We start from the raw sequence: 23,627 nt of genomic DNA, 5'->3' as shown, positions 1-23,627 counted from the left end.
ATAAGCTAGTAAGACCCCTTGAAGAACACAAGGTTGATAGGTCAGAGGTGTAAGCATGGTAACATGTTGAGCTGACTGATACTAATAGGTCGAGGGCTTGACCAATAAAAAAGCTAAAACTTATGTGCAATTTTGATGGAATAAAATTCATCAACAATCTGGTGATGATGCTTTTAGAGGATACACCCGTTCCCATACCGAACACGATGGTTAAGCTCTAAGAGGCCGATGGTACTGCACGGGCGACTGTGTGGGAGAGTAGGAGGTTGCCAGGTTTATATGGATCTTTAGCTCAGTTGGTTAGAGCAACCGGCTCATAACCGGTTGGTCCGGGGTTCGAGTCCCTGAAGGTCCACCATTTAAGATTACGAAATAAGGAAGCCAAAATTTTGGCTTCCTTATTTTTTTATTGAAGGGCTACATACTATTAATTATAAACATTTACTGCCTTCACCCTTACACTTAAAGAATGTAAAGTATTATTCTCAATAGAAATTCCAGTTAATTTCCTTTTTCTTATTGGCTTGTTTCATTCTATGCATTTTTTGAAAAATATAAGTCTCACAGTCTTATTAAATTTTATTTTTAATAGGTATATGGTATAATTATTAATATAAAAAATTATGTAAATTTTAAGCAGAACTAGATTTAAATTGTTGAAAATTAACATTGAATTTCATGTGTGTCAAATTTTTCATCAACAAGTAAACGTTTAATTTAGAAGATATAGCTTTTTTCTTATAGAAATAGTTTACGCTGTAATATAAGAAATACATAAGTTTTAGTAGCAGAAATAATTTATATAGAATAAGGGGAAAGATTATGCAGACACAAAGATTAGACTGGATAGATATGGCCAAGGGTTTAGGCATGATACTAGTAATGATTACTCATGCTCCAATTCCAGATCAATTTAAACAAATAATATATACTTTTCATATGCCACTATTTTTCTTTTTATCAGGTTATTTATTTTCGATATCAAAGTATAATAGTTTTTTAGCTTTTTTCAAAAGAAAATTTAAATCATTAGTTATACCTTACTTTACATTATCATTTATAAATTATATGTATTGGATAAGTACAAATGGTCCCTATAATTATAGTACTAGTATATACAAACCTTTTGTTGGAACTTTTTACGCTTTAAGACGTAGTGAGTGGAGTTTGCATAATGGAACAATGTGGTTTGTTACATGTTTGTTTATTACAGAGATATTATTCTATATTATTATAAAGTCCAGTAAAAATAATAATATTATTATTACAATTTGTTTAATTATAAGCTCAGTTGCAGGGCATTTATATAGCGCGTATATAGGACAGGCATTTCCTTGGAGTATTGATGTTTCTATAACTGCAGTTGTATTCTTTGGTGCAGCATATTTAATTAGATGTAAAGGTATTCTATTAAATGTGAATGTTGGGTACTTAGTACTGTTTATAGTTGTTAATGCAGTTGCAGGATATTTAAATTTTAAGCATATTGGAAAACCTACAGATATGTTTTTTAATAGATATGGAAATTATTTTTTATTTTATATAGGTGCGTTTAGTGGGGTTTTAGCTTATATAATGTTAATTAAATTGCTGCCTAAAATAAATTTCTTAGAGTATATTGGTAAAAATAGCATTATATTTTTAGCTTTTCATCAGTTTATACTATTTCCAAACATAGAAATAGTACTTAAGCATATAAATATATTTAGTGGCAAAGATTACTACAGTTATATTTTATTGGGGACAACCTATGCTTTAGTTTCATCAGTAATTTTAATTCCAGTATCATTTATAATAACAAAATATATGCCTTACTTATTAGGTAAAGCATATCAAATTAATGGAACTGCTGAAAGGAGAATTAAAGTATTTGAGGTAAAAATACGAGAGCTATAACAATTTTTTATTTCTTAGAAGGTAATACTATATTAATGGAGAAACAATAAAGATTAAATCTTAAAAATCAAATACCTAATAGTGGATTAACCAACTTAAAATAATAAGTAGAAAAAGACTATATTTTGATTTTTTACACAAATCAAAATATAGTCTTTTAAAGTATGAGATTATATAAATCTATTGTTATTTTAAAGTTAAACACTCTTTCTTAATACTTCTAATAATTTATTTAACCAATCCGGGTGTGCTGGCCAAGCTGGTGCAGTTACTAGATTGCCATCTACATAGGCCTTATCCATTGGTATATCTACGTAACTTCCACCGACACAGTTAATATCTGGTGCTATAGCAGGATATGCAGAACATTTTCTTTCTTTTAATATGTCAGCAGTTATTAACACTTGAATGCCATGACAAATTGAAGCAATCGGTTTATTTTTAGTATCAAAGTATTTTACAATTTCTAGGACACGTTTATTTAAACGAATGTATTCAGGTGCTCTTCCACCAGGAATTATCAAAGCATCATAATCCTCTGGAGTTATATCTTCAAATGTACTGTTTAATTGAAAATTATGACCTCTTTTCTCACTATAGGTTTGATCACCTTCAAAATCATGAATTGCTGTTCTAATAAATTCACCAGATTTCTTATCAGGGCAAGCAGCATGAACAGTATATCCAACTACTTGTAAACACTGAAAAGGTACCATTACTTCGTAGTCTTCCACATAATCTCCAACAAGCATCAATACTTTTTTTTGAGACATATTTAACAACTCCTTTTAAAAGATCTATTTATTTGAAACACGATTTATATCTATTAAATCTAATATTATTTTATTCCGTTATCTTTAAAAATTATGAAAGAATGAAGTCAAACGTTAGTAAGTGAGTATTATAATTTTAAATGACTCAGATATATAGATGAAAAACAACAATATATATCCCTAGCTTTTCTTATGTAACAGAAAAGAATTTTAATTAGGCCAAAGTATAACATAAATTTATTTCTTTTTGCGAATAATTATAAGAAAAGGAGTGACAGTTATGGACGACCGTTCAATACAAAAAGTAGCTGATATTATGAGTATATACTCTTATAAAGTTGACGCTTTAATAAGGTTACTTACTGAGAAGAATCTTTTTTCAAAGGATGAACTTAATCATATGCTAAATGAAGTTATGAATGAAGCAGAAGAAGAACCTATTACAGATGAATATGTAATAGAAGCATTAAAAGATAAAGTACTACTAAAATAATTAGTATATTCTACGAGTTGTCCTAAAAGTTTATAGGACAGCTCTCTTTTTTATAACTAAAAAGAGGCGGTAGATGATACTTTCAGTCACTCTATGATAAATATGAAAAACATAAAGAGTAGAAATTATTTATTTTATATGAAAATTTTACGTGTAGGATTAAATAAAAATTAATGCAGAATCAATTGTACTTACTATCAGATGTAGAGAAAGAATTAGAAGAGTAATAATGATATCAGGAAGGAGGCCTGCAGGCATTATGACTACAATGCTGATAAAATGCAGGTACTAGTACAACTGTTAGCTATGTCTCTAGAATTAATCTAAACAATAAACTAATGTCATTTTGTAATAGCAAGCATATTATGTAAGTATAGATTTTTTTGGAGAGAAGTAAATGCAAAATAATAACAGATTCTATCAATGCCCATATACAACGTGGTTATATTACAATTATCCTATTATAGCTCAAGATTCATATAGATATCATCAGCGAGTATATAACGATTTTTATAACCAGCCAGAAGATTATGAGGAAGAAACTAACTTATTTGAAGAACCAATAGATGAGGATACAGTTAAAGAAGATATTGTTAGAGTAATCAGGTTAATAGAAGAGAGATTACAAGATGAATATACCGAAATTATATCAACTGGTTTAGATAAAAGGGTTCTAAGATATATAGCGGAAACCATAGTAGAATATATTGATAAAAATTATGATAAATATGAAGGAGCAGGTACTGCAGATGAGAAAACGGCAGCTGCAATTCGTGACTTAAGGAAAGAACTTCCATGGATATTCAAAGTTATGGACATGTTTGGTGTTTTACCAGCAACAGTTACTAGGTTTATAAGTCGTTCTATACTGATTGCTTTTGGAAATCTTAGACCACAAGTATCAACTTTAACTCCACCAATTCGCAGATAATGTTACAAAAATGAGAATATTGAACTATCTCTACATTTATTTGTTGTCATCTCATAGTGAAATATATAGGCTAAAACTGAGTAGACATCTATCCTGCTCAGTTTTAGCCTATATATTTAAGTATACATATCTACAATATTAGATTATCTTATTATTACTAGAATTAAGAAAAGATACTAGTTTTATGTAATCTATACAATTCTGCAGATCTATATCTTAAATAAGATTATTGTAAATAAAGAAAATCATTAAAAATAACATAATAAAATTTTAAATGAACATAATTATGCTTCAGATAAAGCTATTTAGGTTCATATTCACAATATTTTCATATAAACGTATAATTTTTATAAAGTAATTTCTATTAAACCTATAGGAAAAAGGTGATTTGAATGATTAATAAAACAAAGATAGGTTTTTCAACTAAATGTATCCATGTGGGGAATGACATTGATAAAGAAACAGGTGCAATAAGGCGTCCTATTACTATGGCAAATAGCTATAGGCTTCCTGAAGATTCATCTGAACTTAATTGGAGTGACCCAAATCAGTTAATTTATACTAGAACTACCTCAGCTAATCAGATATATCTTCAGGAAAAATTGGCTTCTCTTGAAGGCGGAGAAGACTGCGTAGTGTTAAGTAGTGGTGTTTCAGCACTAGCTGGTGTGTTTTTCACATTTTTAAATCAAGATGCTCATATCATTTGCTCTAACGTCTCATACATAGCAGTTTACAGACTGTTAAATGAATATTTTCCCGAGAAATATGGAATAGAGACAAGTCTTGTAGATACTTCAAATTTAGATGAGATAAAGAAAGCACTAAGACCAAACACTAAGCTTATTCATATTGAAACACCTGGAAATCCTACTACAAGAATAAGTGATATTGCTGAAATATCTAAAATTGCAAAATCTGTTGGAGCTCTACTTAGTGTTGATAGTACTTTTGCCTCTCCATTTTTACAACAACCTCTTTCATTAGGAGCAGATCTGGTTATTCATAGTTTAACAAAGTATATAAATGGACATGGAGATTCAATGGGGGGAGCTGTAATTGGCAAGAAAGAACTTATTGATAAGATAAAGAGTCAAGCAATGGTCAATATTGGAGGAGTCATAAGTCCATTTAATGCATGGTTAATTATGCGTGGCGTTGTAACACTTAATCTTAGGATGAAGCAGCATAGTGAAAATGGGCTTAAAGTTGCTCAGTTTCTTGAAGAATATCCATCAGTAGAATTTGTTGCATACCCAGGTCTTAAAAGCCATCCTCAGCATGAGATTGCAAAGAAACAGATGACTATGTTCTCAGGAGTAATGTCTTTTGGTCTAAAGGCTGACGTAGACACTCATAATAAGTTTGTTAACTCACTTGAACTAATAGTTCCTGCAGTTTCAATTGGTCATGATGAAAGCTTAATTGTTTATACTGGCCCAAATGATGAACGAAATCATTTTTATCCACCAGAATTTAAAAATGGTCATCTTAGATTTAGCGTAGGACTAGAAGATGCTGAGGATATAATTGCTGATTTGAAACAGGCATTTAAAAAGTGTAGTCTATAGTAATTATGAATAAAGTTTTGGTTATGTTTAGCACTAAGGAAGAAGTTGAAAAAATAAAAGATAGCATGATTAATTAATTTTTATTAAAAAAAGTTTTAAAATACTATTGCATATTAATTAAGAGTATGTTATGCTTAATAAGCGTTAGAGGTTAAAGAACATTTAATGCTAAGATTTAATTAGATAAACAACATATCCTCTTTTTGAAGATTATTGTTAGTTGACTCTTAGATCTTAAAATTTTAAAAAGGAGGAATGTTTAAATGGCAGATAAAACTTTAGTTTGTAAAGACTGTGGAAAAGAATTCGTATTCACTGAAGGTGAACAAGCGTTCTACAAGGAAAAAGGATTCGATAACGAACCACAAAGATGTGTTGATTGCAGAAGAGCAAGAAAACAACAAAACAATAGAGACTTCAGAAGATAGTTAATTGTTAACTATAAAACCTATAGATTTTAAATCTATAGGTTTTTTTATTACTGTCATTTCACAAAGTGAAGTCTAACTAAACCTGTATAATTCACTAGAAGTAAACTGCCACTTATATAAGCAACAGTAACTTTGTGAGAGGTTTGATATTAAATTACTTGTAATATAAAATTATATTTTGAAAAACTGATTTGCTTTGATTTGCGTTTTTGTAGGAATGGGGCTTATTACCCTTAAATTTGATTGAATTACCCTTTTGTAACATAAAGATTTTATCATTTATACATAGCTCTATTTGACCTTCAGTAACTATAACATATTCTTCAACACCATCATCATGAGGAGTAGATATGTGATTGCAGTTTGGTTCTAATTCTATAGTGAATATTTCAAAACCCTTCTGGGCATCGAATGGGAATATCGGATATAATCTCATTTTATCATTATCTTCTAATATTGGAGTAATATTATCTTGATCCATTATCTTCAAATTTTCATCCTCTTCATCGATAAAAGATGAAAAAGACACCTTTAATCCAGTTGCAATTTTCCATAGTGTAGATACTGTTGGATTTGATTCTCCTCTTTCTATTTGACCTAACATTGCTTTACTTACGTTTGTTAACTTAGCTACATCGTCTAAACTTAAACTTCTTTTAATTCTTATATCTTTTAAATTTTTACCAATGATTGGTGTTAAATTTTTCATGAATTTATCTCCTTCTTAATTTAGAAAGTTTTGTATGTTATAACATATACTATTTTATGCTACGTTCTCTATTAAGTAAATAAATAATAAGAATGAAAGGTTATCGACCCAATTCATTTTTAGTCAGATTTCACATGATGAAAAAAACAACACATAAACTTTCTCTTGTGCAATTTAACGCATAAATTTATAATATAATATACATATGTGTGTTCATTGTTTTAATTTAGTAGATTAGAAAGACATGAAGGAGGACAAAATGAAAAAATCAATTTTTTTAGGGATAGGGGCATCATTTTTTTTCGCATTTACTTTTATACTCAACCGTCAGATGAATCTTTCAGGCGGCAGTTGGATTTGGAGTGCATCTTTGAGATATATTTTTATGTTACCAATTTTATTTATAATTGTAGCATTAAAAAATGATTTGAAAGATGTTATAACTGATATAATAAAACAACCTATTAAATGGATTGCCTGGAGTACTATTGGATTTGGACTTTTTTATGCTCCATTAAGCTTTTCGTCTGTATATGGTGCATCGTGGATTGTTGCCGGTACTTGGCAAATTACAATTGTTGCAGGTGCACTTTTGTCTCCTCTATTTTATAAAACTATAGAAACTGAAAATGGTATTTTGAAAAAGAGAAATGAGATACCTAAAAAATCTTTATTTATGTCATTAATAATTTTAATAGGTATATTTTTAATTCAATTTCAACAAGCAAAAAGTATGTCTATTTTAACAATATTAATGGGAGTAACTCCTGTGATTATTGCTTCCTTCGCCTATCCTCTTGGAAATCGTAAGATGATGGAAATTTGTGATGGTAAATTTAGTACATTTCAAAGAGTATTTGGTATGACCTTATCAAGTATGCCATTTTGGATAATTTTATCATTAATAGGGATATCAAAAGTTGGACTACCAGATAAAGATCAGATTTTTCAATCAATGATTGTAGCTATTTTTTCTGGTATAATTGCTACAATATTGTTTTTTAAGGCTACGGAGATGGTTAAAGGTGATTCTTATAAGTTAGCAGTTGTAGAATCAACTCAATCTGGCGAGGTGATATTTACTTTAATAGGAGGAATTCTAATATCATATGATAAAATACCTACACTAGTTGGATTAATAGGAATATTACTTGTAGTATTAGGAATGATTCTAAATAGTCTAGCATCTTATAATAAATAAATAAATTAATATGTAGCGAAGCGTACGACGTAATGGTTGAGGTATATTTTTTTATGTTATAATTATGTAAAATTGATTTTATAGAGGGGAATTGTCATGTATTTTAATGAAAAAGGAAAGATCAATACAAAAAAATGTGTGGAGCTTGCAATTAAAGCAGCAAAAGATAGAAATATAAAGCATATAGTTGTTGCTACTAGCAGTGGGAATACTGCTAAGCTATTTAAGGATGTTAAAGACATAAATATTGTTTGTGTTACTCATGCCTATGGTTTTGGAAATCCTGGGGAAAATGAAATTTCTGCTGAAACAATAGACGAGCTTAAGAGTGCAGGATTTAAAGTTGTTACAACTACTCATGTATTAAGTGGTGCTGAGAGAGGGATAAGTAGAAAATTTGGAGGAGTAAATCCTGTTGAAATTATGGCTCATACCTTAAGAATGTTTGGACAAGGAACTAAGGTATGTGTGGAAATAGCTGTTATGGCTTTAGATTCAGGGTGTATACCTTATGGCGAAGAGATAATAGCAGTTGGGGGAAGTGCAGAGGGAGTAGATACTGCTGTGGTTATAAGACCAGCTCATGCAAATAACATATTAGATACAAAAGTAAATGAGATAATATGTAAACCTAGGAACTTTTAAATAAGGGGTCAGCCACTGAATAAAAGTAGTGATTTTAAAGACCAGTATACTAGTCTTTATTTGCTGTCATTTTACAAAGTGAAATCTGACTTAAACTGAGCAAGCTTAATACCTGCTCAGTTTAATTTTGTGCTCATAAACAATATAATTATTTTGCAGAGGTGCTCAAGATGAATAAGACAATTGGGATATTAGCTCATGTGGATGCTGGTAAGACTACATTTGCTGAGCAAATACTGTATCATACAAAAAGTATCAGAAATAGAGGTAGGGTGGATCATAAGAATTCTTTTTTAGATAGTCATAGTATAGAGAAGGAAAGAGGAATTACAGTATTTTCAGATCAGGGTATTTTTCATTATAACTCTTCAGTTTATTATTTAATAGATACTCCTGGACATATAGATTTTTCTCCAGAAATGGAGAGATCAATTCAAGTGATGGATTACGCTATTATTATAATAAGCGGAGTTGAAGGGGTTCAAGGGCATACAGAAACAGTATGGCAGCTGCTTAGAAAATATGGAATACCAACATTTTTCTTTATTAATAAAACTGATAGAGTTGGTGCAAGTATTGAAGACACACTTAATGAAATTCGATTGAATTTAACTAAAGATGTTTGTTTTATTACAGAGTCTTTTGATAAGGGGAGTATGAGTCAGGAACTTATAGAGTTTATAGCAGAGCGAGATGATGTACTCTTTGAAAAATACATAGAAGAGGGCTATGAAAAAGATATATGGCTAAATTATATGAAGAACATGATTAAAGAAAATAAAGTCTTTCCATGCCTTAGCGGTTCAGCATTACAGGATATTGGTATAGATAGCTTTTTAGAAAAGTTAGATATACTAACTTATACGAAATATTGTGATGAAGAAGAATTTAGTGGACGTGTATATAAAATACGTTATGATGAGCAAGGAAGTAGAGTAACTTATATAAAGGCACTAAGTGGTACTTTAAAGGTTAGAGAAGAAATATGCCTAGAAATCGATAAAAATAGTTGTTATGAAAAAGTTAGTCAAATAAGAATTTATAACGGAAGTAAATTTAAAACTGTAGATAAGGCTTCAGCAGGGGAGCTTTTTGCAGTAACAGGATTATCAAGTGCAGCTATAGGAGATGGAATTGGAGCTTTAAGGGAAAAAGTTAATTATGAAATGGTTCCAATATTAAAATCAAAAGTTATATTTGATAAGACTTTGAATTCAAAAGACGTTTTAAGATGTTTTAAGATTTTAGAATCAGAAGACCCTGCTTTAAATATAATTTGGGATGAAAAGCTTCAGGAAATACAGGTTCATATTATGGGAATTATCCAACTAGAGGTTTTAAAACAATTAGTGAAAGAAAGGTTTGATTTATCAGTAGACTTTGGCCCTTGTGAAATTCTTTATAAAGAGACTATTTTGACAGGAGTAAATGGATACGGTCATTTTGAACCTTTAGGTCATTATGCAGAGGTACATCTTAGATTAGAACCAGCAGAAAGAAATAGCGGGATTATATTTGAGAATGTATGTCATACTGATGATTTAACAATTGGTAATCAAAACTTAGTTCGTACACACATTTTTGAAAGAGAGCATCATGGCATAGTAACAGGCTCTTCCATAACTGATTTAAAGATTACTCTATTAACAGGAAGGGCACATAATAAGCACACTAGCGGAGGAGATTTTAGAGAGGCAACTCTTAGAGCATTAAGACAAGGGTTAGAAAAGGCAAAAAATGTGTTACTAGAACCATATTATCGTTTTAAAATGGAAGTGGAGCTAGATTATATGGGAAGAGTTTTATCAGATATACAAAAATTAAATGGTTCTTTTGAATCACCACAGACATTTTATAATAAAGCTGTTATAACAGGAAGAGGACCTGTTGCTACCTTTATGGACTATGGTATCGAATTTATTTCATTAACAAGAGGTAAGGGGAAAATTAATTTCATATTCGATGGATATGATATCTGTCATAATGAAGAAGAGGTTATTAAAAAAAGAGGGTACGATAAAAATGCTGATGTTCAGTATACATCTACTTCAATTTTCTGTTCAAAAGGGCAAGCGTTTTTAGTAAATGGAGATGAGGCAAAGGCTTATATGCATTGCTTAAGATAAATGAAACATACTTTGATTAAGGCACCTGCAATTATGTAGGTGTTTTTTATCAATTTAAATTTAATATATTTTTACATATTAACCCAAATATCTTTAAAACAATTAATTGTACACGTATACATTTAATTGTTTGTTTTTAATGAAAAAAATAATATAAAAAATATAAAAACATATATTGACATATTTGGAGAACAGAATTAATATATTAATCATATAATAAATTATAGTAAACATACATGATTACTTGGTTATTAAAAACCTTATTTAAAAATTATTAAATTAACTTTATATAAGACTTGATAATAATATATGAAAAATGTAAGGGGGATTTTTATTATGACAAAGATAGCTACAAATTTAACAGAACTTATAGGGAATACTCCATTATTAGAGTTAAAAAATTTTAATGAGAGTAATAAATTAGAAGCAAGGGTCATAGCAAAACTTGAGTACTTTAATCCAGGCGGTAGTGTTAAAGATAGAATAGGATATTCAATGATTAAGGATGCAGAAGAAAAAGGTCTTTTATCAAAGGATAGTGTTATTATAGAACCAACCAGTGGGAATACGGGCATCGCATTAGCTTTCATTGCAGCAGCAAAAGGATACAAGATTATACTCACAATGCCAGATACAATGAGTATAGAAAGAAGGAATCTACTAAAGGCACTAGGTGCACAATTAGTTTTAACTCCTGGATCACAGGGTATGAAGGGTGCAATAATAAAAGCACAAGAGTTAGCTGAGGAAATTGGGAATGCAGTAATACTTCAGCAATTTAAAAATCCGGCTAATCCAAAAATTCATAGAGAAACAACTGCTGAAGAGATATGGAGAGATACAGATGGAAAAATAGATATTTTTGTAGGCGGAGTTGGAACTGGAGGAACAATTACTGGAGTAGGAGAAGCGTTAAAAGTGAAAAATCCTAATATCAAAATAGTTGCTGTTGAACCAAATGATTCACCGGTACTATCAGGAGGTAATCCAGGCCCACATAAAATTCAAGGTATAGGTGCAGGGTTTGTTCCAGATATTTTAAATAAAGACGTTATTGATGAGGTATTTAGGGTTAAAAATGAAGACGCTTTTGAAACTTCAAGAGCTTTGGCAAGAATAGAAGGTTTGATAGTTGGAATTTCTGCTGGTGCAGCAGTTTTTGCAGCAAAGGAAATAGCAAAAAGACCCGAAAATAAAGGTAAAAATATAGTTGTATTATTACCTGATACAGGTGAAAGATACCTATCAACTGTTTTATATCAATTTGAAGAATAATATTATAGGTAAACCTATTTTTCATATATGTTTAGTTGGAGGATGAAAAAATGGCAAGTGAACAGGAATTATACAGTAATTTATCTCAAGCTGTTGTAGATATGGATGAGGATTTAGTTATTGAACTTTCAAATCAGGTTGTAGAGGAAAAACATGATGCCTATGAGGCTATTGATAAGGGGCTTTCTGATGGTATGGAAAGAGCTGGACAGCTTTTTGAAGAAGAGGAGTATTTTATACCAGAGCTGCTAATGTGCTCTGATGCTATGTATGCCGGTATGGAGGTTTTAAAGCCTAATATAAAAGTTGATAATCATACAGAAAAGCACAAGGTAGTCATTGGAGTAGTTGAAGGGGATACCCATGATATAGGAAAGAACTTAGTAAAAATAATGCTTGAAACCTCTGGTTTTGATGTTGTCGATTTAGGAAGAGATGTACCACCTATAACTTTCGTAGAGGAGGCCATTAATAATAAAGCTGATATAATAGCTCTCTCCACTCTTATGACAACAACTATGGATGGTATGGATAAAGTTATAAAAATATTAAATGAATTAGGTGTTAGAGATAAGTTTAAGGTGATGATAGGCGGAGGCCCTATTTCTCAGAGTTTTGCAGATAAAATTGGTGCAGATGGCTATTCTGTAAATGCAGCTGAAGCAGTAAGATTAGCAAGAAATTTGGTGGGAGTTGAAAAATAATGAGCCATGATAAAATGACAGCTTTAGAAAGAATAAAAGCTTACAATAAAGGAGAAGAAATAGATAGACTTCCATGTGTTCCAATAGTAGGCAACACAGCTGCTAGGGTCATAGGGGTTAAGGTTTCAGACTTTAGAGGGAATGGAAAGTTGTTAGCAAAAGCTCAAATAGAAGCCTATAAGTTATTTAAGTATGACTCAATAAGAATATTTACAGACCTTTATACTCAAGCAGAAGCTATGGGAGCTAAAATCTTTTATCCTTATGACGAAACTGCCTATTTAGAGGAACCTGCTTTAAGTGGTATCAATGAAATAGATACATTACAGCCTTTAAACCCTTATAAGGATGGAAATATACCTCAACATCTAGAGGCAATGAAAATAGCTTTAGATAATGTAGGAAAAGAAGTTTCTATAACAGGAGCATTAGTAGGCCCGTTCACTAATGCCTCCTTTCTTATAGGAGCGGAAAGTTTAGTTAGATTAACTATAAGAAATCCGGAGGTGGTACATAAGCTTTGTGAGGTTTCGTTAGAATCTGCCTTAAGATATGCGAAAGCCATTATTGATATTGGATGTACTCCAAGTCTTACGGATGCTATGTCCTCCTGTACAGTAATAAGCCCGAGACAATTTAAAGAATTCTCCTTACCTTATTTAAAAAAGCTTATTGAATATATTCATTCAAGGGGAAAATCGGTAACCCTTCATATATGCGGTAAAACAAATAAGATATGGGACTACATGGTTGAAGCAGGTGCCGATTGTATAAGTATTGATAATGATGCAAGTTTATTAGAAGCAAAACTAAAGGTTGGTGATAAGGTAAGACTTATGGGGAATGTTAGACCTTCTGAGGTAATGCTTCAGGGTACTCCTGAGGATGTAAAAAAGGCTAGTATTGATTGTATAAAGGAAGCCTATGACAATCCAAAGGGATTTATACTTGCTTCAGGGTGCAGCTTACCAACAGAAACACCACTGGAGAATATTAAAGCAATGATGGATACGGTAAGAGAAATAGGTTATCCAATTAATATACAAAATCTTTAAAGGAGGATTTGAAATGAGTATATTTACTCCGAAGGAAAGACTGTTACGAGTATTAAATAAAGAAAAGGTGGAGCGTCCTCCTGTAATATGTCCTGGCGGAATGATGAATGCAGCAATAGTTGATATTATGAAGAAAACTGGAAACACCCTTCCTGAAGCACATTTTGATTATAATTTAATGGCAAGTCTATCAAAAGATGTTCAAGAAAATACTGGTTTTGAAAACTTTGGTATACCTTTTTGTATGACAGTTGAGGCAGAAGTCCTTGGTAGTGATATTAACTTTGGTTCATTATCTTGCGAACCTAAGATAGAAAAAGAACTATTTCCATCTGTATCAAAGGTAATATATAAGGATATAAATACAATGATAAATTCTGGTCGTATAGGGACAGTGATAGAAGCGGGAAATTTAATCTCAAAGAAATATCCAGATGTTCCCTTAATAGGTAATCTAACAGGGCCTATTAGTACTGCTGCTTCAATAGTTGATCCAATGACTTTTTTAAAGGAACTAAGAAAAGATAAAGAAAATTCTCATATGCTTTTAGATTATGTCACTGATTTTCTTATAGAGTATGCTGCTTATATGATTGATAATGGTGCTACAGCAATATCTATTGGAGATCCAACAGCAACAGGAGAAATACTAGGACCAAAGCTATTTCAAGAATATGCACTTTTCTACTTAAACAAATTAATTGATGGAATTCACGCCTTAAAGGTACCTGCAATTGTTCATATTTGTGGAAAAATGAATGCAGTTAGGCACTTAATACCTAACATAAAATCTGATGCAATAAGCACTGATGCTGTAGTAAATTTAAAATTATTAAAAGAAGACTATCCTTTTTTAACTACAATGGGTAATTTAAGCACTTTTTTATTAGAATTTGGGACTCCAGACAAGGTTGCTCAGCAAAGTGAAAGACTAGTTAAGGATGGAATAGACATAATTTCCCCAGCGTGTGGGTTAAGTACCTCTTCTTCTCTAGCAAATATTACAGCAATGACCAATGGGGTAAAAGAGGTGCAAAATGTATAAGGTAATTTTTTATCCTAATAATGTATCTGTTTTTATAGAAGAGGGAGCAACAATTTTAGAAGCCGCACGAAAGGTAAAGGTTGAAATAGAGGCGCCTTGTAATGGGGCTACAGTTTGCGGAAAGTGCAAAGTTAAATTAGATAGTTCTTCATTAAAAAAGGTTCAGTATAATAATTCATCTCATATTTCAAGAGAAGAAATAGAGCATGGAATAGTATTATCCTGCGAAACTAGAGTTTTGGGTGATATAAATGTATTTTTGCAAGCTCCAAACAAAGAAGAAGATTTAAAGATTTTAAGTCAAGGTAAAGCTCTAGACGTAGAAATACATCCATATATAAAGAAAAAATATTATGAAGATAGGAATATAACAGAGGTCTTAGCGGGTTCTGATATATTATTTTACGAGTCAGGTGATACCAGGAATCAGGCCTTTGGAATAGTAATCGATATTGGAACTACTACCTTAGTAGCTTCTTTAATAAATCTTACTAATGGAAAAGAGTTGGGAAATACTTCAGAACTTAACCCTCAAGCAATTCATGGTCAAGATGTATTATCAAGAATAAAGATTGCATCAGAGAAAGAGGGAAGAGAGCTAATGCATTCTCTAATAATAAATAAGATTAATAATATGATCGATGAGCTTTTGGCTGTGACGCAGGTTAATAGAGAAAAAATATATGAGATTATATTTAGTGGCAACACCTGTATGCTACATCTAGCTGGAAATGTAAACCCGTATTCCTTGGGTAAATATCCATATATACCAGAACTTTCAGGACATTTGCATATGAAGGCTAAGACCCTAGGATTAACCATTGCACAGGAGGGGGTTGTTTATTTTCCACCTATAATCTCTGCTTATGTAGGTGCAGATATTACTTCTGGTATATTGGCAGCAGAGCTTTATAAAAGCAAAGGAACAATACTTTTTGTTGACATTGGTACTAATGGGGAAATGGTGATAGCTCGTGATGGAAGATTATCTGCTACCTCTACAGCAGCAGGACCAGCCTTTGAGGGAATGAATATAACGTGCGGAATGAGAGCAGCCAAAGGTGCTATAGAGTACTTTAATGTAGAAGAAAATAAGGAAGTCACTACAAAAACTATTGGAGATGAAGAACCTATTGGAATATGTGGAAGTGGATTATTAGATATTGTAGGAGAATTGGTGTATCACAAAGTAATAGATAAAAATGGTAAGTTCTCAAATAAAATAATTGATAATGAATCAACTGTTTTAAGAGAAAGGTTAGTTGATTTGAATGGTAAAAAAGTATTTCAATTATCTGAAAAGGTACATTTAACTCAAAAAGATATTAGGCAAGTTCAACTTGCTAAGGGAGCAGTAAGAGCAGGAATAGAATTTTTACTAAAAAGTAAAGAAATAGAGGCTAAAGATGTAGATACTGTTTTGATTGCAGGGTCCTTTGGATACCATTTAAGAGCTAAGAGTTTGATTAATATTGGATTACTTCCAAAGGAATTTGAAGGTAAGATTCAGTTTGTTGGAAATACCTCAAAGACTGGTGGAAAAGCAATATTATTAAATAATGACTCAAGAAATGAAATTTATGAAGTTGTGAATCAAGTAGAGGTTGTCGAGTTATCAAAGTATAAAGATTTCGATAAGGTATTTGTGAAACATCTTGTGTTTTAAGGAGGATTTTATATGAGTAATGAATGCAAAGCTTTAAGTTGCACTAATTGTGGAGTTTTTAATTGCTACAGAAGGGAAAAAGATTATCCCTACTTTTGCTTAACAACTAGACTAAGTCAAGAAGAACTAGAAGATGTAAAAGAGCTTTATAAAAATGATGAATTTGTCTCTAAGATAAGCGGAGCAGCAGCGGAAATAGAGGGAACTTTTTATGGGAAGCTCACTAGAGTAGAAGAAATAATAGAATTTGCAAAAAGAATTGATGCAAAGAAAATTGGTATTGCTACCTGCGTTGGACTTATGGAAGAAGCAAAGATTTTTGCAAAGATATTAAAGGTTAGAGGATTGGAGGCCTATAGTGTAATTTGTAAGGTAGGGTCAATTGATAAAACTGAGGTAGGAATACCTGAAGAATTAAAGGTTCAGAAAGGATGTCATGAAGCATTATGTAATCCAGTGTTACAGGCAGAAATTCTTAATAAGGAAAAAACAGACTTAAATGTAATAGTGGGATTATGTGTTGGTCATGACTCAATCTTTATAAAATATTCTGAGGCGCCTGTAACTACATTGATTACTAAAGATAGAGTATTAGGTCATAATCCAGCGGCAGCATTGTATACTAGTGGTTTTTATTATAAAAAATTGTTTAATGATAAATAAAAACCAAGTATTCATATTTGAAAAATATAAATAAGAGGTGATCTATATGGCTAGTCAAATTACTACAGTTGATAAGAGTTTAGATAGGGTTGAACTAAACAATAGCACATTAAAGAAATCCAATGTAATACCAATTCTTATCTCATTATTACCCCTTATAGTATTAATAGTTGATCTTTCATTACACCTGATAATACCTAATAAACAAAAGTTTTCAACTACAAAATATTATCCGGTATTGTTGGAAAGCTTCATAGGAATTTATCTTACATTATTTATTAGTTCTTTAAAGATTAAAAAGTTATCAAATGCGTTGTATGAAAAGGCACCATTTATTTCAGTGGCATTTTTAGTCCTAGAACTATGGGATATTATAACAGAAAAGTTCAAACTGCTACCTCTACCATACTATCCAAGTCCAGATAAGGTTTTAAACTCTTTAATTTCTGATTGGAACATATTGGGCATAAGTACTCTTTACTCCCTTCGTCTTCTTTTTACTGGATATATTATAGGGGTCTCTCTTGGGTTAGTTACAGGAATTCTTATTGGATGGAATAAAAGGTGCAATTATTGGATAGGACCATTATTAAAGATTATAGGACCAATACCAGCAACCGCTTGGATACCTATTGCTTTAACTATATTTCCTACAAGCTTTTGGGCTAGTGTATTTCTCATTGTTTTAGCAGTATGGTTCCCGGTTACTGTTATGACTAGTTCTGGAATAAGTAATGTTAGAAATGCCTTCTTCGAAGTTGCTAAAACTTTGGGAGCAAATCAAAGGTATCTAATTTTTAAAGTTGCAATTCCTGCTGCATTTCCAATGATCTTTATTGGATTATTTATGGGAATGGGAGCATCTTTTCTTACCTTAATAGTTTCTGAAATGCTGGGAGTAAAGGCAGGTCTTGGATGGTATATTACTTGGGCTCAAGGATGGGCTGAATATAGTAAAGTTTATGCAAGTCTTATAGTTATTGCAGTGATTTTCTCAAGCATAATTACACTTATCTTTAAAATTAAGGACAGAGTATTGAGCTGGCAAAGGGGGTTAATTAAATGGTAGATAAGGCTAAGAGTGTAGGCGGTCATATAAAAATAAGAAATGTCAGAAGGATCTTTTTAGATTCTACTAATAATGAAATAGTAGCTTTAGAGAATGTAAATTTAGATATAAGACCAGGAGAATTTGTATCTCTCATTGGACCAAGCGGATGTGGAAAATCTACACTTCTAAGGATCATTACAGGGCTCGATAACTCTAATGAAGGAGAGCTTTTTCTTGATAATGTAAGAATTAATGGACCTCATTTTGAAAGAGGACTTGTGTTTCAGGATCCAACTCTGTTTCCATGGTTAAGCGTATATGAGAATGTAGCATCAGGTCTAGTTGCTAGAAAGATTTTTCGTGAAAAGAAGGAGGATGTAGGGGAATATATAAAACTTGTTGGTCTTGAAGGTTTTGAAAGTTCATACCCTCATCAGCTTTCAGGTGGTATGGCACAGAGAGTTGCGCTTGCAAGAGCATTAGTTAATCATCCAAAGGTATTATTGCTAGATGAACCTTTAGGAGCTCTCGATGCATTTACAAGAATGCAAATGCAAGATGAGATACTAAGAATATGGAAAGAACGTGGAACCACAATGGTTTTGGTTACTCATGATGTTGATGAAGCAATATATCTCAGTGATAGGATTGTAATCATGTCCTCAAGACCAGGAAAAATTCAAGAAATAATTGATGTTAAAATTTGCCGTCCTAGAGAAAGAAACCATGCAGAATTCTTTAGATTAAGATCAAAGATACTTGAGATTCTTCACTTTGCAAAAGAAGGGGAACCACTAAGTTATTACTTATAGTAGGAGGGTAACTAATGAAAGGATTCAAAAAGACAATAATTATATTTTTAATAATTATTGCTATTTCGGGGGTATCAGTTACGATTTTTGTCATATCGCGAAATAATAAAGTCAGCTCTACTATAAAGTCTTCAGAGCAATTAAAAAACACTAATAAAGAAACAACTAATATTAAGTCAATAGAAAATCCATCTAATAATGGAGACTGCTGTATTAGTCAATAGAAAATAAGAATTTAGGAGTGTTAGAAATGAGTATTTCAATAAACAAATGTAAAAATGACCTGTCTTATTCAAAGAGCCTTGAGTTACATCCGTGCTTTAGTAGAGAAGCTCATTTTAAACATGGAAGAATACATTTACCAGTCAGCCCTACTTGCAATATTCAATGCAAGTTTTGTAAGAGAAGTTTAAATAAAAGTGAAGTAAGACCAGGGGTTAGTAATGTAATACTTTCTCCTAAAAAAGCTATTGAGACTTTAGACAAGGCACTACAGTTATGTCCAGAAATAACTGTAGTGGGTGTTGCAGGACCAGGGGATACCTTAGCAACAGAATATGCATTAGAAACCTTTGCTTTGGTACATCAAAAATATCCTCATCTTATAAAGTGTTTAAGTACAAATGGGCTTTTATTATCAAAATATGCTCATAGAATTGTTGAAGTAGGAGTAAAAACCATAACTGTTACTGTTAATGCTGTTGATGCAGATATTCTTAAAAATATATGTTCTCACATTGTAGATGATGGAGAAATCCTATATGGAAGGAAAGCATCATCGAAGCTCATTTCACGTCAATTAGATGGAATTAAAAAGATAGTAGAGTTAGGAGTTATAGTGAAAATAAATACCGTACTTATACCAGGGATAAATGATGAACATATTGAGGAAATTGTAAGAACTGTTGAGGAAGCAGGTGCTTCGCTTATAAATATAATCCCATTAATACCCCAGGGAGATATGATTCACCTTAAAGCGCCCTCATCTTTAGAGTTAGAGTTTGCAAGAGAAACTGCAGAAAAATATCTTCCTGTTTTTAGACATTGCAGACAGTGTAGAGCAGATGCTTGTGGAATACCAGGTTCAAAGATAGATCTATCTTCAATTCTATATGGGGAATCAACCCATACCTTTTCCCATGGATAAATTTGAGAGGTGAATAGTATGAAGCCTAGAATAGCTGTGGCTAGCAGTGATGGAAAAGTAGTAAATAAACATTTTGGTAATACAAATAAGTTTCTCGTGTTTGAGGTGGATAATAAGGGGGTTAACTTTATAGAAGTAAGAGATGCTACTCCTTGTTGTAGTTTTGGGGAACATTCTGAAATATCACTTAAAAAGACTATTGAGCTTATAAGTGATTGCAAGGCTGTAGTAGCATCTCAAATTGGCGGGGGTGCAGCAGAAATGCTAGCACAAAAAGGTATAAGAGCATTTATTGAAAGAGATTTTATCCCTGAGGCATTAAATAGAGTTATCTCATCAAATAGATTTAAATATCTCTTAAAAAAACTGGAGAAAGAAATTACTTAAATATCAGCCAGATAGTTTCATTAATAAAATATTAATAATCATATAAATCAGTTTAAAATTTAGAAGCAGGAGTGATTGAATTGACAAGTAAAAAAGTAAAACAAATTGCTATCTACGGTAAAGGAGGTATCGGTAAATCAACAACAACATCTAACATAAGTGCTGCCTTAGCCAAGGCTGGGTATAAAGTAATGCAATTTGGATGTGACCCAAAAAGTGACTCTACTAATACCTTAAGAGGTGGAAAGTATATTCCTACTGTTCTTGATACTTTAAGAGAAAAGAAAACAGTAAAAGCACATGAGGTGATTTTTGAGGGCTTTAGTGGTGTTTACTGCGTTGAAGCTGGTGGCCCAGCTCCAGGAGTTGGGTGTGCTGGTAGAGGAATTATAACTGCAGTACAACTGTTTAAGCAGCAAAGAATCTTCGAAGAGCTTGATTTAGATTACGTAATATATGATGTTTTAGGAGATGTTGTATGCGGAGGTTTTGCAGTTCCAATTCGTGAAGGTATAGCGGAACATGTTTTTACAGTATCTTCAGCAGATTTTATGGCTATTTACGCAGCTAATAACTTATTTAAGGGAATACAAAAATATTCAAATTCAGGAGGAGCACTTCTAGGGGGGGTTATAGCAAATTCAATAAATGCCCCTTATGCAACAGAAATCATAGATGACTTTGTAAAGCAAACCAATACTCAGGTGGTTGAGTATGTACCAAGATCTGTAACTGTTACACAAAGTGAATTGCAAGGTAAGACAACTATAGAAGCAGCACCAAATTCTGAACAAGCAAAGGTCTATACTAGGCTAGCACAAAAAATTGCGAATCACACAGAATCAAAGGCTCCATCTCCACTAGGAGTGAAGGAACTAAGGGAATGGGCATCTAAGTGGGCAGATTATCTACTTGCCTTAGAGACAGGTGAAGTAAAAAGCAATGCACTTGGACTTTAAAGGCAATTTAAAAATAAGGAGGATATAGAAATTGAAAAAATCTAGAATATTTATTTCTTCAATTTTAACTGTTGCTTTAGCATTTTCATTAACGGGATGCAATAGTCAAGATAAAATATCAAGTAAAGATAGCACTAATAAAGTTAAAAAAATTAATGTTGGTTATTTCGGAAATACATGTGAAGCTCCTATTTTTGCTGCTTATGAAAAGGGATTTTTCAAAGAAGAGGGTCTTGAAGTTGAAATGGTAAAAGGAGATGCAAATACCCTTAAAGATGGATTAGCTACAGGTAAAGTTGATATAACAGATGGTCTTGTTATGCAGTGGTTAAAGCCTATTGAATCAGGATTAGATATTAAGTTTACAGCCGGACTTCATACAGGTTGTATCCAAGTTCTAATACCTACAAATTCAAATATTAAATCCTTTAAGGAACTTAAAGGTAAGAAAATAGGTGTAAGTGCCATTGGTGGCGGTGCAATGATATTAGCTGCTAGACTTTTAACCTTAGAAGGAATTGATTCACAAAAAGATGTTGAATGGAAGGTTTTTCCTAACTCAGAGTTGCCTATTGCCCTAGAAAAAGGTGAAGTGGATGTTATTTCTGTATCAGATCCATTTGCACAAATTCAGATTAATTCAGGAAAGGCAAAGAGTGTATATAATTCAGCAACAGATGCACCGTTCAAGGATGAATACTGCTGCCTTACAGTAGTAAATGGAAAGTTAATTGAAAAGGATCCAGAAGCCGCTGCAGCTGCAACTAGAGCTATTATGAAAGGTGCAAAATATGTTAGCGAAAATCCAAAGGAAGTAGCTAAGATTGAAGTAGAAAAGAAGTACGTACCAGGGGATATTGATGTCAACGCAAGTATTCTTGCAAGTTACAACTATATTCCATCAGTAAATGGAGGCGTTGATGCAGTAAATGCATTATCAAAGGAAATGAAAAAACTAGGTCTTTTAGATAATAATACAGATGCAGAAGCACTTGCTAAGAGCAGCTTTGCAAAACTAAAGGGAGTAAATTAATAATAGGATGTGGTTTTATGAATCCAAAGGAAACCATTTTAAATGTAGCTAATTTGAAAAAGACATCTAGAATTCCCGTTTCACTATTATCTGGCGGAATATGGACCTTTAACAACAGAGGGCTATCGCTTCAAGATGCTTTAAAACTAGGAGCCGAAAATTGTAGTGAAATAATAACAGAAACAAATGAACGATTTTGTTCGGATATAGTTTGGGTTAGTTCTGGTTACCACAATTTAGCTATAAGAGCTATAGGGGGGAAAATAAAGTTTAGAGCAAAGGGATCGCCAGATGTGCAGGAGACTCTTTTAAAAAGTGCTTCAGATGCAGATAAGATAGATGTGTCTCTCTTAAAAAATGATATTGATATCAATACTTTGTGGAAAACCACAGAACTTGTTGCAAGAAATGTAGGGGAAAAGAACCTTGTTGGCGCAAGCCAATGGGGTCCCTTCACTCTTGCTGGGTTGATATATGGGGTAGAGAATTTAATGCGTAATATTTACCGTGATAAACAAGCAGTTCATAGAGTATTAGAATTCACTACAGAATTATGTTATCAGTATCTTGAACCTTATATAGAAGCTGGCGCTGGAATTGTATCTGTTGCTGATCCAACTTCATCCGGTGATATGATTTCAAGGGAACAATTTAGAGAATTTTCTTTACCTTATCTTTCAAAGGTAATTAAGAAATTACGTGATAAAGGTGCTATTGGATTTATTCATATTTGTGGAAACATCACAAATAGACTGGATCTTATACCTGAAACGGGTGCTAGTATTATTTCACTTGATTATAAAGTACCACTATCTAAAGCCAAGGAAATTCTTAGAGGCAAAATGGCTTTTGCAGGAAATATGAATCCAGTTGGAGTTATGCAAAATCTTAAGGCTAATGAGGTTTCAGAGATTTGTAGTAGGTGCATAGAAGAGGCTGGAACTGAAAGCAGTTATATATTAATGCCAGGCTGCGATATTCCACCAGGTGTTCCAATTGAAAATATAAAAGCTATGGTAAATACAGCACATAATTATAATTTGGGGGTGTAAAA

Annotated in this window: 24 protein-coding genes, 1 tRNA gene and 2 rRNA genes; 25 read left to right on the top strand and 2 right to left on the bottom strand. The window is 32.2% G+C overall.

The genetic code is table 11. The features are described 5' to 3' along the window. The 4 genes from CPJCM30710_RS14245 to CPJCM30710_RS14230 form a co-directional block, all read left to right on the top strand. Positions 1-105: ribosomal RNA gene (locus CPJCM30710_RS14245) — 23S ribosomal RNA — on the top strand; the annotation flags it as partial. 52 nt (positions 106-157) lie between these two features. Beyond that, positions 158-275, top strand: a 5S ribosomal RNA gene (rrf, locus tag CPJCM30710_RS14240). A 6-nt stretch (positions 276-281) separates the two neighbouring features. Next, positions 282-358 (top strand) — tRNA-Ile (locus CPJCM30710_RS14235). 464 nt (positions 359-822) lie between these two features. Next, positions 823-1,896, top strand: a complete 1,074-nt coding sequence (locus tag CPJCM30710_RS14230) for an acyltransferase family protein (protein WP_212904842.1) — start codon at positions 823-825, stop codon at positions 1,894-1,896. 197 nt (positions 1,897-2,093) lie between these two features. Here CPJCM30710_RS14230 and CPJCM30710_RS14225 read toward each other — a convergent pair whose 3' ends face one another. Then, positions 2,094-2,669: a DJ-1/PfpI family protein gene (locus tag CPJCM30710_RS14225; RefSeq protein WP_212904841.1), complete on the bottom strand. Its 576-nt coding sequence runs from the start codon at positions 2,667-2,669 to the stop codon at positions 2,094-2,096. 280 nt (positions 2,670-2,949) lie between these two features. Here CPJCM30710_RS14225 and CPJCM30710_RS14220 point away from each other — a divergent pair, with 280 nt between their 5' ends. From CPJCM30710_RS14220 to CPJCM30710_RS14205, 4 genes are all read left to right on the top strand, one after another. Next, on the top strand, positions 2,950-3,162 hold the full coding sequence (locus CPJCM30710_RS14220) for a hypothetical protein (RefSeq protein WP_212904840.1): 213 nt from the start codon (positions 2,950-2,952) through the stop codon (positions 3,160-3,162). 397 nt (positions 3,163-3,559) lie between these two features. Next, positions 3,560-4,093 (top strand): hypothetical protein, encoded by a 534-nt coding sequence (locus CPJCM30710_RS14215; protein WP_212904839.1) that lies wholly within the window; start codon positions 3,560-3,562, stop codon positions 4,091-4,093. Between the two features lie 392 nt (positions 4,094-4,485). After that, positions 4,486-5,664, top strand: coding sequence for a trans-sulfuration enzyme family protein (locus CPJCM30710_RS14210; protein ID WP_212904838.1), 1,179 nt, complete (start codon positions 4,486-4,488; stop codon positions 5,662-5,664). A 263-nt stretch (positions 5,665-5,927) separates the two neighbouring features. Beyond that, a complete protein-coding gene (locus tag CPJCM30710_RS14205; protein WP_212904837.1) occupies positions 5,928-6,092 on the top strand; it encodes a zinc-ribbon domain-containing protein in 165 nt (54 codons plus the stop codon). Between the two features lie 157 nt (positions 6,093-6,249). On the opposite strand, the gene CPJCM30710_RS14200 is transcribed toward CPJCM30710_RS14205, so the two are convergent. Further along, positions 6,250-6,804 carry a helix-turn-helix domain-containing protein gene (locus CPJCM30710_RS14200; RefSeq protein WP_212904836.1) on the bottom strand — a complete coding sequence of 185 codons (555 nt, stop codon included), beginning with the start codon at positions 6,802-6,804 and terminating at the stop codon, positions 6,250-6,252. 259 nt (positions 6,805-7,063) lie between these two features. Here CPJCM30710_RS14200 and CPJCM30710_RS14195 point away from each other — a divergent pair, with 259 nt between their 5' ends. The 17 genes from CPJCM30710_RS14195 (at position 7,064) to CPJCM30710_RS14115 (ending at position 23,625) form a co-directional block, all read left to right on the top strand. Further along, the gene (locus tag CPJCM30710_RS14195) at positions 7,064-8,005 is read left to right on the top strand and encodes a DMT family transporter (protein ID WP_212904835.1); all 942 of its coding nucleotides are present in this window, start codon (positions 7,064-7,066) and stop codon (positions 8,003-8,005) included. Positions 8,006-8,101: 96 nt separating this feature from the next. Next, positions 8,102-8,650: a pyruvate kinase alpha/beta domain-containing protein gene (locus CPJCM30710_RS14190; RefSeq protein WP_212904834.1), complete on the top strand. Its 549-nt coding sequence runs from the start codon at positions 8,102-8,104 to the stop codon at positions 8,648-8,650. 170 nt (positions 8,651-8,820) lie between these two features. Beyond that, positions 8,821-10,776 carry a GTP-binding protein gene (locus tag CPJCM30710_RS14185; RefSeq protein WP_212904833.1) on the top strand — a complete coding sequence of 652 codons (1,956 nt, stop codon included), beginning with the start codon at positions 8,821-8,823 and terminating at the stop codon, positions 10,774-10,776. Positions 10,777-11,112: 336 nt separating this feature from the next. After that, a complete protein-coding gene (gene cysK / locus CPJCM30710_RS14180) occupies positions 11,113-12,051 on the top strand; it encodes a cysteine synthase A (RefSeq protein WP_212904832.1) in 939 nt (312 codons plus the stop codon). Positions 12,052-12,101: 50 nt separating this feature from the next. After that, on the top strand, positions 12,102-12,755 hold the full coding sequence (locus tag CPJCM30710_RS14175; RefSeq protein ID WP_212904831.1) for a corrinoid protein: 654 nt from the start codon (positions 12,102-12,104) through the stop codon (positions 12,753-12,755). Continuing rightward, positions 12,755-13,810 carry a uroporphyrinogen decarboxylase family protein gene (locus CPJCM30710_RS14170; protein ID WP_212904830.1) on the top strand — a complete coding sequence of 352 codons (1,056 nt, stop codon included), beginning with the start codon at positions 12,755-12,757 and terminating at the stop codon, positions 13,808-13,810. The genes CPJCM30710_RS14175 and CPJCM30710_RS14170 overlap by 1 nt, the downstream gene beginning before the upstream one ends. 13 nt (positions 13,811-13,823) lie before the next feature. Next, positions 13,824-14,855: a uroporphyrinogen decarboxylase family protein gene (locus CPJCM30710_RS14165; RefSeq protein WP_212904829.1), complete on the top strand. Its 1,032-nt coding sequence runs from the start codon at positions 13,824-13,826 to the stop codon at positions 14,853-14,855. Continuing rightward, the gene (locus tag CPJCM30710_RS14160) at positions 14,848-16,521 is read left to right on the top strand and encodes an ASKHA domain-containing protein (RefSeq protein WP_212904828.1); all 1,674 of its coding nucleotides are present in this window, start codon (positions 14,848-14,850) and stop codon (positions 16,519-16,521) included. The genes CPJCM30710_RS14165 and CPJCM30710_RS14160 overlap by 8 nt, the downstream gene beginning before the upstream one ends. A 12-nt stretch (positions 16,522-16,533) precedes the next feature. After that, the gene (locus CPJCM30710_RS14155; RefSeq protein ID WP_212904827.1) at positions 16,534-17,184 is read left to right on the top strand and encodes a DUF1847 domain-containing protein; all 651 of its coding nucleotides are present in this window, start codon (positions 16,534-16,536) and stop codon (positions 17,182-17,184) included. Positions 17,185-17,230: 46 nt separating this feature from the next. After that, positions 17,231-18,253, top strand: a complete 1,023-nt coding sequence (locus CPJCM30710_RS14150; RefSeq protein WP_212904826.1) for an ABC transporter permease — start codon at positions 17,231-17,233, stop codon at positions 18,251-18,253. Next, entirely contained in the window at positions 18,247-19,047 is an 801-nt protein-coding gene (locus CPJCM30710_RS14145) for an ABC transporter ATP-binding protein (protein WP_212904825.1), read from the top strand. The genes CPJCM30710_RS14150 and CPJCM30710_RS14145 overlap by 7 nt, the downstream gene beginning before the upstream one ends. Before the next feature lie 14 nt (positions 19,048-19,061). Continuing rightward, a complete protein-coding gene (locus CPJCM30710_RS14140; protein WP_212904824.1) occupies positions 19,062-19,271 on the top strand; it encodes a hypothetical protein in 210 nt (69 codons plus the stop codon). A gap of 26 nt (positions 19,272-19,297) precedes the next feature. Then, entirely contained in the window at positions 19,298-20,194 is an 897-nt protein-coding gene (locus CPJCM30710_RS14135) for a radical SAM protein (protein WP_212904823.1), read from the top strand. Between the two features lie 18 nt (positions 20,195-20,212). Further along, positions 20,213-20,581, top strand: a complete 369-nt coding sequence (locus CPJCM30710_RS14130) for a NifB/NifX family molybdenum-iron cluster-binding protein (protein WP_212904822.1) — start codon at positions 20,213-20,215, stop codon at positions 20,579-20,581. Between the two features lie 80 nt (positions 20,582-20,661). Continuing rightward, on the top strand, positions 20,662-21,540 hold the full coding sequence (gene nifH, locus CPJCM30710_RS14125) for a nitrogenase iron protein (RefSeq protein WP_212904821.1): 879 nt from the start codon (positions 20,662-20,664) through the stop codon (positions 21,538-21,540). 31 nt (positions 21,541-21,571) lie between these two features. Then, positions 21,572-22,573 (top strand): ABC transporter substrate-binding protein, encoded by a 1,002-nt coding sequence (locus CPJCM30710_RS14120; protein WP_212904820.1) that lies wholly within the window; start codon positions 21,572-21,574, stop codon positions 22,571-22,573. Between the two features lie 17 nt (positions 22,574-22,590). Beyond that, entirely contained in the window at positions 22,591-23,625 is a 1,035-nt protein-coding gene (locus tag CPJCM30710_RS14115) for a uroporphyrinogen decarboxylase family protein (RefSeq protein ID WP_212904819.1), read from the top strand. Positions 23,626-23,627: the final 2 nt, after the last annotated feature.

The organism is Clostridium polyendosporum, from assembly GCF_018332455.1.
Taxonomy (GTDB): Bacteria; Bacillota; Clostridia; order Clostridiales; family Clostridiaceae; genus Clostridium_AY; species Clostridium_AY polyendosporum.
Note: the sequence above shows the minus strand (reverse complement) of the source record. Positions and strands in the feature narration are given on the sequence as shown.

Bases quoted from the DNA above. Each gene is read 5' to 3' on its own strand.
- CPJCM30710_RS14230 (WP_212904842.1), top strand. From the start codon at position 823: ATGCAGACACAAAGATTAGACTGGATAGATATGGCCAAGGGTTTAGGC.
- CPJCM30710_RS14225 (WP_212904841.1), bottom strand. From the start codon at position 2,669: ATGTCTCAAAAAAAAGTATTGATGCTTGTTGGAGATTATGTGGAAGAC.
- CPJCM30710_RS14220 (WP_212904840.1), top strand. From the start codon at position 2,950: ATGGACGACCGTTCAATACAAAAAGTAGCTGATATTATGAGTATATAC.
- CPJCM30710_RS14215 (WP_212904839.1), top strand. From the start codon at position 3,560: ATGCAAAATAATAACAGATTCTATCAATGCCCATATACAACGTGGTTA.
- CPJCM30710_RS14210 (WP_212904838.1), top strand. From the start codon at position 4,486: ATGATTAATAAAACAAAGATAGGTTTTTCAACTAAATGTATCCATGTG.
- CPJCM30710_RS14205 (WP_212904837.1), top strand. From the start codon at position 5,928: ATGGCAGATAAAACTTTAGTTTGTAAAGACTGTGGAAAAGAATTCGTA.
- CPJCM30710_RS14200 (WP_212904836.1), bottom strand. From the start codon at position 6,804: ATGAAAAATTTAACACCAATCATTGGTAAAAATTTAAAAGATATAAGA.
- CPJCM30710_RS14195 (WP_212904835.1), top strand. From the start codon at position 7,064: ATGAAAAAATCAATTTTTTTAGGGATAGGGGCATCATTTTTTTTCGCA.
- CPJCM30710_RS14190 (WP_212904834.1), top strand. From the start codon at position 8,102: ATGTATTTTAATGAAAAAGGAAAGATCAATACAAAAAAATGTGTGGAG.
- CPJCM30710_RS14185 (WP_212904833.1), top strand. From the start codon at position 8,821: ATGAATAAGACAATTGGGATATTAGCTCATGTGGATGCTGGTAAGACT.
- cysK (WP_212904832.1), top strand. From the start codon at position 11,113: ATGACAAAGATAGCTACAAATTTAACAGAACTTATAGGGAATACTCCA.
- CPJCM30710_RS14175 (WP_212904831.1), top strand. From the start codon at position 12,102: ATGGCAAGTGAACAGGAATTATACAGTAATTTATCTCAAGCTGTTGTA.
- CPJCM30710_RS14170 (WP_212904830.1), top strand. From the start codon at position 12,755: ATGAGCCATGATAAAATGACAGCTTTAGAAAGAATAAAAGCTTACAAT.
- CPJCM30710_RS14165 (WP_212904829.1), top strand. From the start codon at position 13,824: ATGAGTATATTTACTCCGAAGGAAAGACTGTTACGAGTATTAAATAAA.
- CPJCM30710_RS14160 (WP_212904828.1), top strand. From the start codon at position 14,848: ATGTATAAGGTAATTTTTTATCCTAATAATGTATCTGTTTTTATAGAA.
- CPJCM30710_RS14155 (WP_212904827.1), top strand. From the start codon at position 16,534: ATGAGTAATGAATGCAAAGCTTTAAGTTGCACTAATTGTGGAGTTTTT.
- CPJCM30710_RS14150 (WP_212904826.1), top strand. From the start codon at position 17,231: ATGGCTAGTCAAATTACTACAGTTGATAAGAGTTTAGATAGGGTTGAA.
- CPJCM30710_RS14145 (WP_212904825.1), top strand. From the start codon at position 18,247: ATGGTAGATAAGGCTAAGAGTGTAGGCGGTCATATAAAAATAAGAAAT.
- CPJCM30710_RS14140 (WP_212904824.1), top strand. From the start codon at position 19,062: ATGAAAGGATTCAAAAAGACAATAATTATATTTTTAATAATTATTGCT.
- CPJCM30710_RS14135 (WP_212904823.1), top strand. From the start codon at position 19,298: ATGAGTATTTCAATAAACAAATGTAAAAATGACCTGTCTTATTCAAAG.
- CPJCM30710_RS14130 (WP_212904822.1), top strand. From the start codon at position 20,213: ATGAAGCCTAGAATAGCTGTGGCTAGCAGTGATGGAAAAGTAGTAAAT.
- CPJCM30710_RS14115 (WP_212904819.1), top strand. From the start codon at position 22,591: ATGAATCCAAAGGAAACCATTTTAAATGTAGCTAATTTGAAAAAGACA.